Raw genomic sequence first — 15,897 nt, 5'->3', positions numbered from 1 at the left:
ATGTGAAATAGAATTGAATCCTAAGTTATATTAAATTATTTTATTGGGTGTGCTTGTTAATCCTTACTATTAGCAAGATATTAAATGATTAGCATTTTGGAGAAAGAGTTTTGGAATATAATTCTTAACATACGGTAACTTTACATAAGAATATAAGCTTTTGATAATAGTTATTATTCATCCATATAAAATGTAATCGGGTATTAGTAATATTTCATTCGAATGAACAACATTTGTACATATTGTATAACAATTATTAACCATACTAAATTTATTTTTTAATCCTTATTTTAAAATCATGTCATTAGAGACCCCCCAGAATCCTGTAAGTTGTATCAGTGTAGTAATGTGTACTTATAATGGAATCAATTTTATTGAAGAACAATTAGACTGTATTATTAATCAAACTTACCCGCTTAAGGAAATTCTTATTTTTGATGATGCTTCAACAGATGGGACTTGGGATAAGTTACAAGAATTAAAGGTAAAGTATCCTATTTTATCAATTCAGCAAAATGAAAAGAATGTAGGATTTAATATCAACTTCCAACAGGCTTTAATGGCTGCTAATGGTGATATAATAGCGATTGCTGATCAAGATGATATTTGGGCATTGAATAAAATTCAAAGGTTAATGGAGGCATGGACAGAAGACACGCCAATTATTCATTGTGATTCAATTAGATTTAATGGTGAAGTCCCTAAGAACCCTCAGCCGACACCAAACTACCTAAGATTTTCTGGTAATGATCCACGAAAGTTGTTTTTCTATAATACTGTTAGCGGTCATGCGATGCTAGTGAAGAAAAGCTTTTTAAAAGAAGTAATTCCTTTTCCAAATGCAGAAGGCTTTTTCTATGATTGGTGGATGACCGTCGTAGCAGCTTGTAATGGTGGGGTTAGTTATTTAAATGAGATATTGGTTTTTCAAAGAGTGCATGGCAAGAATGCTTCAATTGACTTTTCAACGAAGGGGAATCAAAGTTTTATCAAGCACCGCAAAGATGCATTCAACCACATCAGCCAATTCTTGAAATATAATAAAATACCAGCAGAACAATTGAAGTTTACAAGCAGACTGAACAAATTGTTTCAAAAGAAATCTGATAATATTATTTATAAGCTGTTTTTCATGATGCTTATTTGGAAAAATAGGAATTTGCTTTTTAGCTGTATGGTTAGAAAACCTTCATTATTGCCCTACACAAAATACTCAATTCAGTGGGCTATCAAATAGTCAGTGGTTCTATTGAAGAAAAAATAAAAATAAGTAGTATTTTGTTGGTTAAGTGTCTTTTGATAATGAGAAAAGATTTTTAGCAAACAAATCGCTGTTTAACATGAAAAACTTATTTACGAGACGTAAATTTCTTCAATCGAGTTTTCTTACTGGCTTGGTATCTATTGTAAAGCCGTCTGAAATAAGGGCTGAAAAAATAGAAATACCTACTAAGCTTACCTTTCTTTTTCAAGGAGATTCTATTACCGATGGAAATAGAGGAAGAAATACAGACCCAAACCATATTATGGGGCATGGTTATGCCTACGGTGTAGCAAGTAGGATAGGAGCAGATTTTCCCGAAGCAGGCTTTACTTTTTATAATAGAGGGATTAGCGGAAACAGAATCCCTGATTTACAGAAAAGATGGAAACAAGATACGCTTGATTTAAAACCTGATGTATTGAGCCTGCTGATTGGTATTAACGATGTAAATGCTGTTTTTGCCAAACCTAATGAATCACCTGATGTGACACAATTTGAGATAGGTTACAGAGATTTGCTAGACCAATGTAAAGAGAGTAATCCAAATATCATGTTTGTATTGGGCATTCCTTTTGTCTATCCTATCAGAGCTAAGAAAGATAATTATGAGGCTTGGCAGAAAGAAACTAACGAAAGAGCGGAGGTAGTGAAAAAACTTGCTAAAGAATATGATGCTGTATTGATTGATTATCCAGCGATGTTCGATAAGGCATTTAAAAAGGCTGAAGGCGAGTACTGGATTTGGGATGGCGTTCATCCAACAGTTTTTGGGCATGAATTAATGACTCGTGAATGGATTAAAGAAGTCAGTAGCAAAATGAAGTTTTTGAAAAAATATAAATACTAAAAAGTAACTAGACCTTCAGCAAGAGGGTCTTTTTGTTTTTAAGATAGTTCAGCCAGTACAAATGTATTTTGATTTTAAACCTAAAAAGACCGAAATTTGTATGCTGGCAGTCAATTAAAATTTTCTGCAATTTGTTTTAAAAGAAAGAGTTTACCGACCAATTGGCTGGTTTACAGCATATTTCCACTTTTTAATTCATCAATTTTAATAAAATATACAATGCACATTGCCGTAACTGGAAACATCGGAGCTGGGAAAACATCACTAGCTAAAAAATTAGCAGATCATTTTGGATGGGAAGTATTATTTGAAGCTGTGGAGGGAAATCCATATTTAGCTGATTTTTATGAAGACATGTCTCGATGGGCATTTCATTTGCAATTGTATTTTTTGAAAAGCAGGTACGAACAAGTATTACAAATTCAGCAGTCTAACAAACGAATCATTCAAGATAGAACGATTTATGAGGATGCTTATATTTTTGCACAGAATCTTTATCAAGGGGGTATTATGTCTGAAAATGACTATTTAACTTATAAAGGCATCTTTGATTTAATGATGACTTCTGTAAAAGCACCCGACCTCACGATTTATTTGAAAGCAGATATGCCTAAGTTGGTTTCTCAAATCAAAAAAAGAGGAAGAGATTTTGAAGCTAATATTTCAGTAGAATACTTACAAGATTTGAATAATCATTATGATGCCTTTACTGAAAACTATACTTATGGGAAATTGTTGATTTTAGATGTGAATAATCTAGACTACCTCAACAATCCAGAAGATTTAGCTTTTGTGATAAATCAAGTTGATAAAGCTTTGTTGTATGAAATCCCGCCACGCCCTAAGCCACTGAGCGTCCCATCATTATTTGATAAATCTGAATAATTTTCAACCATAATATTGACCGTTTAAGGTGAAATAATAGCCTTATAAATTTATTTACGAAAATATTCGTAGATAAATTTGTTTATACGAATTGTTTCGTAGTATATTTGTTACGAAATAATTCGTAACAAATATTGAATGCAAATGGAACCTATCAAACCTACAGAATCTGAACTACAAATTCTTCAAGTACTTTGGTCGCTGGGTAAAGCTAGTGTAAGACAAGTAAATGATGAATTGTCGAAAGTGAGAGATATCGGCTATACTACCACATTGAAACTTCTTCAAATTATGTTTGAAAAAAAGATAGTATCACGTATAGAAGAAGGCCGTTATCATTTATACGAAGCCGCGATTAGTGAAGAAGCCACACAGCAATTTTTAGTAGACAAATTTGTTGATACTGCTTTTAGAGGTTCGGCGATGAAACTAGTCATGCAAACATTGGGAAATCATCAAGCATCTAAAGAAGAGTTGGATGAAATTAAAAAATTGATTGCACAAATTGAAGACAACTCCTAAACCTTTTGAAATATCAAAATTTAACCCCTTTCTAAATCAATGAAATTAATGTTGAATTTTTTTCCAGAAAATGTAATGACAGCCATAGGCTGGACTTTACTTCACTCAGTGTGGCAATTGATTATCATTGCTATTGTCTTAAAAGTTGCTTTGTTGATATCAAAGAAGTCGGCTACTAAAAGATATTGGTTGAGTTTTGCGGGATTGTTTAGTCAATTATTAGCTACAGTTGCTACATTTTTGATGGTTTTTGAAGAAAACACAGTTTATTTGAGCACTAAAAGTAATTTGACTTTTGACAAGCTTACGCAAACTAACTTAACTAATGCCTCTACGCTTTCTTCAAGTCCTAATCTATGGAATGATTTCCAACTGTTGCTTTCAAACAACCTGAATTTATTAGTATCTGCTTGGTTGATTGGTACCGTGTTTCTGTCGGTTCGTTTAATGGGAGGGTATATTTATACGGAACAACTGCGTTGGAAACATACAAAGTCTGTACACGGCGACACGTTGGACATCTTCAACGAACTATTGAAGAAAATAAATATTGGTAAAGGGATTAACCTACTAGAGTCATCACTGGCGACTACCCCCATGACGATTGGTTTTTTTCAACCTGTCATATTATTACCCATTGGTTTACTAACGGGCTTATCTAACAAAGAGATTGAAGCCATATTGGCCCATGAGTTAGCGCATATCAAACGACATGATTATTTGATTAATATCGTGCAATCAATTGTAGAAATATTTTTCTTTTTTCACCCAGTTACTTGGTGGATTTCAGCTAAGATTCGCGAAGAAAGAGAAAATTGCTGTGATGATTTAGCCATTGAATTATGCGGTAACAACATTCATTTAGTAAAAGCACTTACAAAAGTCGAAATTTTTCAACAACAAACAAACCTAACATTAGCCATGGGATTTGCAGGAAAAAAACAAACACTACTAGGTAGGGTACAGAGAATTTTAGGAGTAAAAAAAGTGAAATCAGTAAATTATGCAGGGATTATCGTGATGTCATTATTTGCCCTCACAACATTAGTTTTTGTTAATTTACCAAACAATGCAGAGGCACAAACTGTTCCTGAGCCTCCGAAAGCTCCCAAAAGCCCTAAGGCACCTAAGCCTCCTAAAAAAGGAATTAAGATTGTTAGACATGACTTCAATAATAATTTTAATATTTCTGATGGAAATTTATATTTCAATGGTGAAAGAATTATTCTATCAGGTCAAGATAGTATTAAAGTAGCCCAAGAATTACAGGTGATTGACAAGTTGGAGAAACAGATGGAACCTCATTCTCAAAAGATAGAGGCACTTTCAAAAGAAATTTCAGTGTACAGTCAAAAAATAAATGAGCAAAGTAAACCTATTAATGATTTTTCAGCAAAGGTTTCGACACTTGGAAGTCAGCTAGGTAAACTAGGCGAAAAACAAGGTAAAATTGCTATCAATATGATTAATCTGAAAGAAGGCTCGCAAGCTAAGAAAAATGCTGAGCTTGAAATGAAGCAAATTGAAAAAGAGATGAAAGTATTGGAAGATCAGATTGAAAAGTATGGTGCTGAAATGGGAAAGATAGGAGAGAAGATGAATATTCATAGTGCTCCGATTGATAGTTTAAGTAAACTAATTGAATTTCAAGCAAAACCAATAGAAGCATTAGGAAAAGAAATAGAATTGCATGCAAAAGAGATTCAAAAGTATTTGCCAGCTTCGATAAGAACTAAAATGAACGGTGCCATCAACGTTTCGATGCCAGATGCACCAGAACCACCATCGCCACCGGCACCCCCAGCGGCACCGCCTGCACCACCAGTGAAAAAACAATAATAGACAGAAAAGCAAAAACATCTTTGGAATTTTCCAAAGATGTTTTTTTATGTGACAATGAGGAGACTCGAACTCCTACAGGATAACTCCCACTACCACCTCAAAGTAGCGTGTCTACCAATTCCACCACATTGCCTTTTTTGATGGTGCGAAATTAAAGAAAATTTACTTAATTGCAAAGATTTTCAGTGGCTAGACAAGTTTGTTAGCGGTTGCTTTAATTAAACCATTGAGAATCAAGGATACAATAAAGGAAAAAATAAAAAAAATATCACAATGGCATTAGAATTTGAAGGTAGTTTGATAAAAGTGCTCCCAGAAGTGAGTGGTCAAGGAAAAAATGGTGCTTGGGTTAAACAAGATTTTGTCCTTGAAACAGAAGAGCAATATCCTAAAAAAGCTTGTTTTACTGCATGGGGTGACAAATCTGCGGATTTAAAAACGTTTTCTTTGGGCGATAAGCTGAAAGTAACATTTAGCGTAGAATCACGCGAGTATAATGAAAGATGGTATACCGATTTAAGAGCTTACAGAATTGATTTAGCTAGTGATGCGCCAAGCCAATCAGCGGGGTCATCTCCTGTGGCTTCATCAAGACCATCAGCTCCTTCTAAGCCTGCTGCTCCTGCCGCAGACTTGCCTTCATTTAGCGAAGATGATCAGGATTTACCTTTCTAAACAAGAAGAATTTCTAGGCGTTAATAGCACATTCATTGATGATATTAACGCCTAAAAAAATTAGCAAAGGCTCAATGCTTGCGATCTGAGCCATTCTGGGCGAGTTGTAGTCACTTTTGCTTTCAATTCATTCAAGATTGAATACAAACCAAAATATGTACGATTAATGTACAATCCATGCTGTGAACCACGAGCTACTTTAGAGCTTTTTAGTTCCTCAAGGTTTTGCAATTTCTCTGCATATAAATAAATGCTTTCAAAATAATTGTCGTCGGCAAAATCAAATTCTTCTACTGCAAAAGGTTTACCTAGCAAAAAAATCATTTCTTTAAACAAATCCCTGAAGAATACAGCTTCTTTTGGTGAATCGACCTTTGTGATAAAATCTAATTTTTTGAAAATCTCTTCTGTTTTCTCATTATCGTCTAACGTATCAAAATTGATTAGGGCAAAGTAATTATCATAGAACTCATCATTAATTACTTTTATACATCCAAAATCAATTACGCCCATTGTGCCATCTTTTGTCATTAAGAAATTCCCTGGATGTGGGTCAGCGTGTACTTGTCTGAGTGTATGTATCTGAAAATCATAGAAATCCCACAGGGCTTGCCCTATCTGATTCCTAATTTCTTGAGATGGATTTGTTTTCAAAAACTCGTTTAAGTGAAGACCATCCAGCCAATCCATTGTCAAGATTTTCTCACACGATAACTCTGGGTAATATTTTGGAAAGAATAAACCATTTAAATGTGCACAAGCCTCTGATATTTCCACCGAGCGTTTTAATTCTAGGAAGTAATCGGTTTCCTCAATTAGCTTTTCAGCTACTTCGCCCATATACCTATCAACATCATTTTCATTCAAACCAAACATGGCAATGGCAATCGGGCGAATCATTTTTAAGTCACTACCAATACTTTCTGAAACACCCGGATATTGTATTTTAACTGCTAACGATTTGCCATTTTTTGTAGCCTTGTGAACCTGTCCGATAGAGGCTGCATTACTAGCATTTATCTCAAAGGTATCATAAAGCTCAAGGGGTGATTTGCCAAAATATTTCCTAAAAGTTTTCATTACTAAAGGACCAGAAAGGGGTGGCGCCGAGTATTGAGACATCGCAAATTTTTCTCTGTAAGCTCTTGGCAACATTCCTTTGTCCATACTTAACATTTGCGTAACTTTGAGGGCAGAACCCTTCATCTCACTCAAAGACGAGTAGATGTCTGTAGCATTGTCTTGGTGTAATTCATCACGACTTATAGTGGGGTCAATCATTTTTTTGACATTATGTTTTAAATAATTGCCACCAATTTTTACGCCTGTTTTTACAAATTTTGTAGCACGTGCAACTTTAGAAGTTGGTATTGAATTTTGTTCTTTCATTATCATAGAGAAAATCTATATCCATGTTTTGTATGCCAAATAATAAATATGTTAAAATATTAAGTTATTGACTATCAAATATGTTATGGATGTAATCCTAAATTAAACATTGAGAATATATTTTTCCTATTATCTATTTTGAAACATGAATTTTGCAAAGTCGATGACAGAGTCTAATGCTGATGAGGCCATCAAATCAAATGAGGTATTGACCGACTTTTCAATCATTGCATCTGTTTGTTGAAAGTCTTTTGTCTTATCTTTTACCCAAAAATTAAGTACCATCAAGAACTGTAACCAGAAGGCATCTGGGTATCTTTCATCAATAAATTTCCTTGGTTGAACCTCATTACTTTCCTTTCCTTCAAAGATTAAATCACGGGCAAAATCTTTAAATGCTACTTTTAAGTCAACCATAAAAGCAGGTGTTTTTAATCTGCGTTTATCAATCTGACGCCACGTCTCAGTAGTATAGCTTCTGTGTTGTTTTAGTACTTCAATCCATGTGTAGTAAAATGCTAAAAGCTTTTCACGAACACTATACGTAGCGTAGATTTCTTCAGCTTCAATTTTAGCCTTTGTTTCATTAAAAAAACCTAGCCAAATATCACTTTCCAATAGCTCGAACGAATTATAATATTCATAAAAATCACTCTCTTTCATTTTTAGCTTTTTTGTAAAAGCAAATACAGAAGGAGGTTGATTTCCATTTTCAAGAAAATACTCAATATAGGCTTGCTTGATTTTTTCTGTTTTATCCATGATTTTTATTTTTTGTAATTCATCAACAACGATTTTAACACCAGCTTATTGATTTAACAACATATAGTTGAAGAACTTTGTTCTTATTTTCTGCAATAAATTACCGTGTAATTAAAATCTTTTTTGAAACAGTTTCACCAGAAGCAGTTACATTAACGATGTAGTAGCCCGTAGCAAGTGCTTCTGAATCAAAATAATAATAACCACTTCTTTGTTGTGTCAAGACTTTCTCTTCCACTAAAATACCCCTTAAATCATGCAATTGAATAAATAAATCTTTTTCATCTTTAAAGGTTACTTTTAATTTAATATTACCATTAACAGTAGGATTAATCGGATTGGGCGTTACTGTTACTTGCAATCGTTCCGAGTCCGTGAGGGGTTCAGCATTATCTAATAATAGCTTCCTTTTCTTACTCAAGCTTAGCGCTGCTCTGGTTCTATTCTTTTGATCAACTGTAAATACATTCATACATCTATCAGGCGAATAATCCATATAATTTTCAATCATATTCGTAATACTAATATTATTACAGTTAGACGTCAATTTATCACAGGTTGTATTTAAATTCAAGCTTTCAATTTGAGGTGTATCATTACAATAGTCAGTACCACAATACTCATCACCATTCGGATGTAATAAACCCAGCCAATGGCCAACTTCATGTGTGGTAGTTCTCCCCAAGTTATAAGACTGACTTAATGTTCCACAACAATTCCCAAAGTTTCTATAATCAATAATCACGCCATCAAACAATTCTTGGTCACTAATATTTTGTGTAGTAGCGCCTAATCCCTCTAATTTGCTATCATAAGGGAAGCTCGCATAGCCTATCACACCATTATTACCACGCGTTACCCAAATATTTAAGTACTTTGTATTATCCCATTGAATCAGGGCGGCAATCTTGTTTTTTTCCTCTACAAAATTAAATCCATTCTGTCTAACATAAGTACGGGTAATGCCAGTAGTGGGATTATCATTCGGGTCTCTGTCAGCTAATTTGAAATTAATTTCCATGTCGGTCCCTACAGGATTGGTATTGTAGCCGTTTGTTCCCAGTTTTTTTCTATAATCTTCATTCAAAATCTGAATCTGCGACATTATCTGTGCGTCAGCAATGTTTATGTTGTTTGCACCTCCGATAACATTGTTTGCGTTGTTGTGAATCACATGGACAACCACGGGAATAGTATAAATTTTATCTTCAATGCGGGCAAGGCTGTTTTTTCGTTGATTTTGTATTACCTGAATTTGGCTTTCAAACAAAGATTTTCGTTGATTCCAATCACTATATTTTTCTTGCATTTTTTTATCATCTAATGCAACACCACATTTATCTTGTGCCAACAGTATAGAAGGCATTAAAATGATTAATATGAATAATAGTTTTTTCATTTTGGTTAATGGTTTTGATTACTGAATATAAAAAACGGCTTTAACCTGCATTTTTTATAAAAAAATACAAATTAAAGCCGTTTTAGTGAGAGTCGTGTAATTTATTGGAATGTTATTTCAGTGCTTCTGATTTTTCGTAAGCCATGATAATGTCACGAACTAAGCGGTGACGAACCACATCTTTACCATCTAATTCTACAAAAGCAATCCCTTTGATGTTATCTAGTATTCTGCTAGCTTCCGCCAAACCCGATTTTACTTTAGTTGGTAAGTCAATTTGAGTTTTATCACCCGTAATAATTACTTTAGATTGAATCCCCATCCTAGTTAAAAACATTTTCATTTGCATGGGTGTGGTATTTTGTGCCTCATCCAACAAGATAAAAGCATTATTGAGTGTTCTCCCACGCATATATGCTAACGGAGCGATTTCAATAACCCTATTTTCGATAAAATATTTTAGCTTTTCAGGCTGAATCATATCATCTAACGCATCATAAATAGGACGAAGATAGGGGTCTATTTTCTCTTTTAAGTCACCCGGCAAAAAGCCTAGATTCTCCCCAGCCTCCACAGCAGGTCGAGTAATGATTATTTTTTTTACTTCTTTATTTTTTAAAGCTTTTACAGCAATCGCAACAGCAGTATATGTTTTTCCAGTTCCAGCAGGCCCAACGGCGAAAACAATATCATTTTTTGAAGCCGCCTCAACCATTTTTTGCTGGTTAGGGGTTTTTACTTTAATAACTACCCCTTTGGTGCCATATAATAATACATCGTCTTCCTCTTTCAGATGTACATTGGGTTCAGTAGTAGGGTTTTTCTCAAGAGTAAGATAGGATTGAACTTGCTCTTTTGAAATCTTGCCATACTTTTGGTAGTGTTGGATGAGTGAATCCAAGATTTCGTTTATTCTTACTATTTCTGGCAATGAACCTCGGATGGTAATTTCGTTTCCACGAGAAATGATTTTACTTTGAGGAAATGCCGCAGCAACTTGTTTGATATTACTGTTTTCAACACCAAGAAAACCAACCAACTCAAGGTCTTCTAAGGTAATTATTTTTTCTGTCAAATCTGAAATATGTTAAAGTTTGAATAATATTCTACTTAAACTTAATAAAAAAAAGCGTCAATTGTTGCATAAATTTAGATTAAATCTCATTCAATGATTTTAAACTTTGATTATCAATAAATTATGAAATCTATGGTTTTATATTTTTCGGTTTTCTAAGAATTTCTTTGTAAAATTGTGTTGCGTAAAGAAAATCTCCTTTTTGAAATATTTTAAAATTTGTAAAATCTTGATAAAAAGGCTTGAATACTGAGAATGGAACAAACAAATCAAAATAACGGGAATTATAAAAAAAACGGTAATTATGCCGGTGGACGAATCTCTGCTCAAAACAGGTGGTTGGATACTGGATTAGGTAAAATTCCGCCCCAAGCCACAGACTTAGAAGAAGCTGTGTTAGGGGCTTTGATGTTAGAGCGTGATGCATTAACTGATGTAATTGATATATTAAAAGTTGAATCGTTTTATAAAGAAGCCCATCAAAGAATTTATGGTGCTATTACGCAATTATTTGCTAATTCAGAACCTATTGACTTGTTAACTGTTAAAAACCAATTAGTTACAACAGGTGAATTAGAAATAGCAGGAGGTGTACAATATTTAGCTGAATTGACACAAAGAGTAAATTCAGCAGCCAATATTGAGTTTCATGCCAGAATTGTAGTTGAACACTCGCTAAAAAGACAATTGATTACGGTATCATCTGAGATTCAGAAAATGGCTTATGAAGATACTACCGACGTATTCATGTTGTTAGATAAAATTGAGCAAGAACTTTTTAGGATTTCGGAAGCCAACATCAGGAAGAATTATTCTGATATGGGGCAGATTATGCGTTCGGCCTTATTAGAACTTGAATTAAAGAAAAATCAAAAAGAAGGCTTAACAGGCGTACCAACTGGTTTTACAGCCTTGGATAGGGTTACTTCTGGTTTTCAGAAAACAGAATTGATTATTATTGCTGCCCGCCCAGGTATGGGTAAAACAGCCTTGATTTTATCAGCTTGTAGAAATGCTGCCGTTGACCACGGGCAAGCAGTAGCTTTCTTTTCATTAGAGATGTCGTCTGTTCAGTTGGTCAATCGTTTGATTTCAGCAGAAGCAGAACTTGAATCAGATAAATTAAGAAAAGGAAATCTAGCTCCACACGAATGGGCACAATTGCATGCGAAGATTGGTAAATTGACCAATGCACCGATTTTTATTGATGACACGCCTGCATTGTCTATTTTGGAGTTAAGAGCTAAAGCACGTCGTTTGAAAGCTCAGCATGATATTCAGATGATTGTGATTGACTATCTTCAATTAATGTCTGGCGACTCTGGCGGAAAAGGCACAGGTAACCGTGAACAAGAGATTGCGAATATTTCTCGTTCATTAAAACAGCTTGCTAAAGAATTGAACGTACCTGTGATTGCACTATCGCAATTGAGTCGTGCCGTAGAAACGAGAGGGGGAGATAAAAAGCCTCAATTGTCAGATTTACGTGAATCAGGGTCGATTGAACAAGATGCTGATATGGTAATGTTTATTTATCGTCCAGATTATTATGGTATTACACAAGATGAATCAGGCAATTCGGTAGCTGGAATAGGGGAGTTGATTATTGCTAAAAACCGTGCAGGTTCATTAGATACTGTTCAATTAAGATTTATAGGAAAATATACAAAATACTGCGATTTAGATGCTGGTGATTATATGGGCTATGCAGGTGATAGCCTTCAATCTTTCCAACAGATAGATAATCCTGCTGCCGCTTTTGAGAGTGGGGGTAAAATGTTGGGTAGCAAAATCAATAATTTGCCGTCTCAAAATACAGGTTCTCCTTTCGGAACTACTTCTCCGAATCAAGATGTTCCTTTTTAAAAATATTAATGCATAAAAAAAGCTACCAATTTCGATTGGTAGCTTTTTTTATGTTATCTCAAATCTAATCTAACAACATTCTCAACGTGATGGGTCTGTGGAAACATATCTACAGGTTGTACCGCCGTTACTTGATATTTTTCATCCAACAGCGCTAAATCTCTGGCTTGCGTAGCAGGATTACAACTTACATAAACAATTCGTTTAGGTGAAGCCTCTAGGAGTGTCCTTACCACAGGCTCGTCCATTCCTGCACGTGGTGGGTCGGTAATAACGATGTCTGGTCTTCCGTGTTTGTTTACAAACTCACTACTCAATAATTTCCTCATATCACCCGCATAAAACTCTGTGTTGGTCACATTATTAATCTGCGAATTTACTTTAGCATCCTCCACAGCCATTTCAACGTATTCTAATCCTATTACTTTTTTGGCTTGGCGAGCTACGAAATTAGCGATTGTTCCAGTACCCGTATAAAGGTCGTACACAAAATCATTTTCTGTGATATCAGCATATTCACGCGTAATCTTATATAATTCGTACGCTTGTTTTGAATTGGTCTGAAAGAAAGATTTTGGGCCTACTCTAAACTTCAAATCCTCCATTTCCTCAATAATATATGGTAAACCCTTAAAGTTCACAATCTCTAAATCAAAGAAAGTATCATTGCCTTTGGTATTGATAACATAGTTCAAAGAGGTGATTTCAGGGAAAGTCTCCGCAAGGAAATTCATTACTAAATCAATATCCTCTGGCTGGCAATACGCAAATTGAACAACTACCATTAAATCCCCTGAACTAGCAGTTCTTATGATCAGGTTTCTCAAAGCCCCTTTTTCTTGACGAACTTGCTCGTAATAATCTAAATTATGTTTAGCCGTAAAATCTCTCAATGCCAATCGAATAGCATTGGAAGGGTCTGGTTGTAAGTAGCAATGGTCGATGTCTAAAATTTTATCATAACGCTTAGGGATATGAAAGCCTAAAGCATTTCTTGAGAAAGACTCTCCTGAATTAATTTGTTCCTGTGTTAACCAACGGTTTTGCGAGAAGGTATATTCAAGTTTATTACGATAATAGAATGTTTCAGCAGAAGGAAAAATAGGCTTAATTTCAGGTAAATCTACTTTCGCAATTCTTTCTAAGGCATCTACTACTTGTTTGTATTTGAAGTCTAGTTGTGTTTGGTAATCAATGTGTTGCCATTTACAACCGCCACAAGTACCAAAATGAGAACAAATTGTTTGGGTACGGTACTGAGAGTTGGGACGAATGTTATAAGCCACAGCCTCCATGAAACTTTTCTTGGATTTTAATACTCTTAAATCAGCATAATCTCCCGGTGCTACAGGCCCTTCAATAAAAATTACTTTATCTTCAATTCTACTGATACACTTTGCTTCAGAAGCAAAGTTTTCAATTAATACATTTTCAAAAATGATATTTTCTTTCTTTTTCTTTTTCATACATTGCAAAAATACGAAGTATTGAAATTATTATTGACAATCAGCAAGGAGTTTTCAGAAACTTAGTTGAATTTTGTAGTATTAAAGACAAGTATTATAAATGTTTATCAATAACATTTATACCATTTTAAGAAACATTGCAACAGATTTTATTATGAAAGGTAAGGTTGTTATTATTACAGGAGCATCATCTGGTATCGGAAAAGCAATGGCATTTGCTTTTGGTCGTGAAGGTGCAAAAATTGTTATTACAGGTAGAAAACAAGATGCACTTTTAGCAACAAGCCAAGAGCTTACAGCAAGTGGAATCGAAAATTTACCCATTGTTTCTGATGTAAGTATTGAAAGCGACAATCAAGATGTTGTTGAGAAAACAATTGCTGCTTATGGTAAAATTGATGTTCTAATCAATAATGCAGGCGTATCCATGAGAGCGATGTTTGAAGACTGTGATACTGAGGTAATCAGAAAGGTAATGGATATTAACTTTTTTGGAACAATCTATATTACAAAATATGCTTTGCCATACATCAAAGCAACGAAAGGCTCAATCGTAGGAATTTCGTCCATTGCAGGATATAGAGGTTTACCTGTAAGAGTTGGCTATTCAGCATCTAAATTTGCGTTGAATGGTTTCTTAGAAGGACTTCGCACAGAGCTTTTACACTCAGGCGTACACGTATTAACAGCCTGTCCAGGTTTTACGGCTTCTAATATCAGGGTAGCATCCTTGGGAGCAGACGGAAACTCGAAAGGAGAATCTATGCGTGATGAAGGTAATATGATGAGTGCGGAAGAAGTAGCTGATAGAATTTTATATGCTGTAAAACATCGTAAAAGAGACTTAGTTTTAACATTGCAAGGGAAATTTACAGTATTTATCAACAAATGGTTGCCATCATTTGCTGATAACTTAGTATTCAATACTTTGGCGAAAGAAAAAGACTCACCTTTGAAGAAATAAAGTAAAAAGGCTAATTCTGCACAGAATTAGCCTTTTTAAGACATTAACCGAATGTTCATTCTACTAGCCAAATGTCGCTTTCTTTTAAATAAAGGAATTTATCATTCCAATAAACGCGCTTCCAAATATCATTTCCTCCGATTAAGTTCAAACGATGACCTCTATCTATGATAGAGACCACTGGCGCTACTGCCGAGGGTTCAGCTCTTAACAAAACTCCATCTCTGTTAATAATGCCTTGATGATATTTATCAGGTAGATTTAATAATATACCAATGCCGATGATGTAAATCAGTAAAAATATTTTTTGACCCAAAGGAATATGATTGTTTTTGTATCTCTTGGTAAACAACACAAAGAAAATATAAATACTTAACACAAGCATAGTACCAATCAAGAAACCAGAATACTGTTTATAGAATAGGATAAGGAAATTAAAATCATTCAATTCATATCCTTTTAATTCATGAAGCTGTGCTATTTCATTGAGTTTTGATAAAATTTTCTCGTTGGGGTCTTGTTGATAGGCCTTGTTTAAGTAATACAGTGTTTTTAAAAAATCTCCTTTTTTTTCTTTTAAAAAGGCCAATTTTAAAAATAATGCAGTTGAAGGTTTTTCGATTGAAGGCAAAAGTTGTTCATAAATTCGCTCTGACTGAGAGAAATTATCAGCTTTATACAGGGAGTCTGCTTTTTTCAGTGTTGCTACATTGCTTTGAGAATAAGCTAGTTGTAGAAATGCTAAAGAAAAACATAAAAAAAATATGACTTTTTTTAGATAGTATGCTTGCATTGTATTCTTAATAATCGTAGTTTTGCACCGCAATTAAGGGAAACAATATGACAAAAACAAAAGATGTTTAGTCAGTTTCATAAAATAGCAAATGATTCCGTAGCTCAGTTGGTAGAGCAATACACTTTTAATGTATGGGTCCTGGGTT

General features: G+C 34.4%; 14 protein-coding genes and 1 tRNA gene. 8 read left to right on the top strand and 7 right to left on the bottom strand.

Annotated elements, in window-relative coordinates; genetic code table 11:
* Positions 1 to 298 precede the first annotated feature (298 nt).
* The 5 genes from AC07XN_RS17545 to AC07XN_RS17525 all read left to right on the top strand — a co-directional run bounded on the left by AC07XN_RS17545 (position 299) and on the right by AC07XN_RS17525 (position 5,357).
* Positions 299 to 1,237, top strand: coding sequence for a glycosyltransferase (locus AC07XN_RS17545; RefSeq protein ID WP_494743996.1), 939 nt, complete (start codon positions 299 to 301; stop codon positions 1,235 to 1,237).
* A 103-nt stretch (positions 1,238 to 1,340) separates the two neighbouring features.
* Positions 1,341 to 2,111 carry an SGNH/GDSL hydrolase family protein gene (locus AC07XN_RS17540; RefSeq protein WP_494743995.1) on the top strand — a complete coding sequence of 257 codons (771 nt, stop codon included), beginning with the start codon at positions 1,341 to 1,343 and terminating at the stop codon, positions 2,109 to 2,111.
* Positions 2,112 to 2,330: 219 nt separating this feature from the next.
* Positions 2,331 to 2,996 (top strand): deoxynucleoside kinase, encoded by a 666-nt coding sequence (locus tag AC07XN_RS17535; RefSeq protein ID WP_309916588.1) that lies wholly within the window; start codon positions 2,331 to 2,333, stop codon positions 2,994 to 2,996.
* 153 nt (positions 2,997 to 3,149) lie between these two features.
* Entirely contained in the window at positions 3,150 to 3,518 is a 369-nt protein-coding gene (locus AC07XN_RS17530) for a BlaI/MecI/CopY family transcriptional regulator (protein ID WP_309916896.1), read from the top strand.
* A 48-nt stretch (positions 3,519 to 3,566) separates the two neighbouring features.
* Positions 3,567 to 5,357, top strand: a complete 1,791-nt coding sequence (locus tag AC07XN_RS17525) for a M56 family metallopeptidase (protein WP_494743994.1) — start codon at positions 3,567 to 3,569, stop codon at positions 5,355 to 5,357.
* A 52-nt stretch (positions 5,358 to 5,409) separates the two neighbouring features.
* Here the strand turns inward: AC07XN_RS17525 and AC07XN_RS17520 are convergent.
* Positions 5,410 to 5,493 (bottom strand) — tRNA-Leu (locus AC07XN_RS17520).
* A 140-nt stretch (positions 5,494 to 5,633) separates the two neighbouring features.
* Here AC07XN_RS17520 and AC07XN_RS17515 point away from each other — a divergent pair.
* Entirely contained in the window at positions 5,634 to 6,035 is a 402-nt protein-coding gene (locus AC07XN_RS17515) for a DUF3127 domain-containing protein (protein WP_309916582.1), read from the top strand.
* Between the two features lie 60 nt (positions 6,036 to 6,095).
* Here the strand turns inward: AC07XN_RS17515 and AC07XN_RS17510 are convergent, their stop codons facing one another.
* The 4 genes from AC07XN_RS17510 to AC07XN_RS17495 form a co-directional block, all read right to left on the bottom strand.
* Complete coding sequence (locus AC07XN_RS17510; protein WP_494743993.1) at positions 6,096 to 7,424, bottom strand: ABC1 kinase family protein; 1,329 nt, start codon at positions 7,422 to 7,424, stop codon at positions 6,096 to 6,098.
* A gap of 129 nt (positions 7,425 to 7,553) precedes the next feature.
* Positions 7,554 to 8,186 carry a TetR family transcriptional regulator C-terminal domain-containing protein gene (locus tag AC07XN_RS17505; RefSeq protein ID WP_309916577.1) on the bottom strand — a complete coding sequence of 211 codons (633 nt, stop codon included), beginning with the start codon at positions 8,184 to 8,186 and terminating at the stop codon, positions 7,554 to 7,556.
* Between the two features lie 100 nt (positions 8,187 to 8,286).
* Positions 8,287 to 9,585 carry a M43 family zinc metalloprotease gene (locus AC07XN_RS17500; protein WP_494743992.1) on the bottom strand — a complete coding sequence of 433 codons (1,299 nt, stop codon included), beginning with the start codon at positions 9,583 to 9,585 and terminating at the stop codon, positions 8,287 to 8,289.
* Between the two features lie 112 nt (positions 9,586 to 9,697).
* Positions 9,698 to 10,660: a PhoH family protein gene (locus tag AC07XN_RS17495; protein WP_309916571.1), complete on the bottom strand. Its 963-nt coding sequence runs from the start codon at positions 10,658 to 10,660 to the stop codon at positions 9,698 to 9,700.
* Between the two features lie 255 nt (positions 10,661 to 10,915).
* On the opposite strand from AC07XN_RS17495, the gene dnaB reads away from it, so the two are divergent.
* Positions 10,916 to 12,526 (top strand): replicative DNA helicase, encoded by a 1,611-nt coding sequence (gene dnaB / locus AC07XN_RS17490; RefSeq protein ID WP_309916568.1) that lies wholly within the window; start codon positions 10,916 to 10,918, stop codon positions 12,524 to 12,526.
* A 53-nt stretch (positions 12,527 to 12,579) separates the two neighbouring features.
* On the opposite strand, the gene rlmD is transcribed toward dnaB, so the two are convergent.
* Positions 12,580 to 13,992 carry a 23S rRNA (uracil(1939)-C(5))-methyltransferase RlmD gene (rlmD, locus tag AC07XN_RS17485; RefSeq protein ID WP_494743991.1) on the bottom strand — a complete coding sequence of 471 codons (1,413 nt, stop codon included), beginning with the start codon at positions 13,990 to 13,992 and terminating at the stop codon, positions 12,580 to 12,582.
* A 154-nt stretch (positions 13,993 to 14,146) separates the two neighbouring features.
* On the opposite strand from rlmD, the gene AC07XN_RS17480 reads away from it, so the two are divergent.
* The gene (locus AC07XN_RS17480) at positions 14,147 to 14,956 is read left to right on the top strand and encodes an SDR family oxidoreductase (protein ID WP_494743997.1); all 810 of its coding nucleotides are present in this window, start codon (positions 14,147 to 14,149) and stop codon (positions 14,954 to 14,956) included.
* Positions 14,957 to 15,011: 55 nt separating this feature from the next.
* Here the strand turns inward: AC07XN_RS17480 and AC07XN_RS17475 are convergent, their stop codons facing one another.
* A complete protein-coding gene (locus tag AC07XN_RS17475; RefSeq protein WP_309916563.1) occupies positions 15,012 to 15,749 on the bottom strand; it encodes a tetratricopeptide repeat protein in 738 nt (245 codons plus the stop codon).
* Positions 15,750 to 15,897: the final 148 nt, after the last annotated feature.

Source organism: Arcicella sp. GW458-12-2-14-TSB2, assembly GCF_059423785.1.
Note: the sequence above shows the minus strand (reverse complement) of the source record. Positions and strands in the feature narration are given on the sequence as shown.

Excerpts from the sequence above, each read along its gene's own strand:
- AC07XN_RS17500 (WP_494743992.1), bottom strand. The coding sequence starts at position 9,585 with ATGAAAAAACTATTATTCATATTAATCATTTTAATGCCTTCTATACTG.
- AC07XN_RS17475 (WP_309916563.1), bottom strand. The coding sequence starts at position 15,749 with ATGCAAGCATACTATCTAAAAAAAGTCATATTTTTTTTATGTTTTTCT.
- AC07XN_RS17505 (WP_309916577.1), bottom strand. The coding sequence starts at position 8,186 with ATGGATAAAACAGAAAAAATCAAGCAAGCCTATATTGAGTATTTTCTT.
- AC07XN_RS17540 (WP_494743995.1), top strand. The coding sequence starts at position 1,341 with ATGAAAAACTTATTTACGAGACGTAAATTTCTTCAATCGAGTTTTCTT.
- AC07XN_RS17480 (WP_494743997.1), top strand. The coding sequence starts at position 14,147 with ATGAAAGGTAAGGTTGTTATTATTACAGGAGCATCATCTGGTATCGGA.
- AC07XN_RS17525 (WP_494743994.1), top strand. The coding sequence starts at position 3,567 with ATGTTGAATTTTTTTCCAGAAAATGTAATGACAGCCATAGGCTGGACT.
- rlmD (WP_494743991.1), bottom strand. The coding sequence starts at position 13,992 with ATGAAAAAGAAAAAGAAAGAAAATATCATTTTTGAAAATGTATTAATT.
- AC07XN_RS17515 (WP_309916582.1), top strand. The coding sequence starts at position 5,634 with ATGGCATTAGAATTTGAAGGTAGTTTGATAAAAGTGCTCCCAGAAGTG.
- dnaB (WP_309916568.1), top strand. The coding sequence starts at position 10,916 with ATGGAACAAACAAATCAAAATAACGGGAATTATAAAAAAAACGGTAAT.
- AC07XN_RS17510 (WP_494743993.1), bottom strand. The coding sequence starts at position 7,424 with ATGAAAGAACAAAATTCAATACCAACTTCTAAAGTTGCACGTGCTACA.
- AC07XN_RS17545 (WP_494743996.1), top strand. The coding sequence starts at position 299 with ATGTCATTAGAGACCCCCCAGAATCCTGTAAGTTGTATCAGTGTAGTA.
- AC07XN_RS17535 (WP_309916588.1), top strand. The coding sequence starts at position 2,331 with ATGCACATTGCCGTAACTGGAAACATCGGAGCTGGGAAAACATCACTA.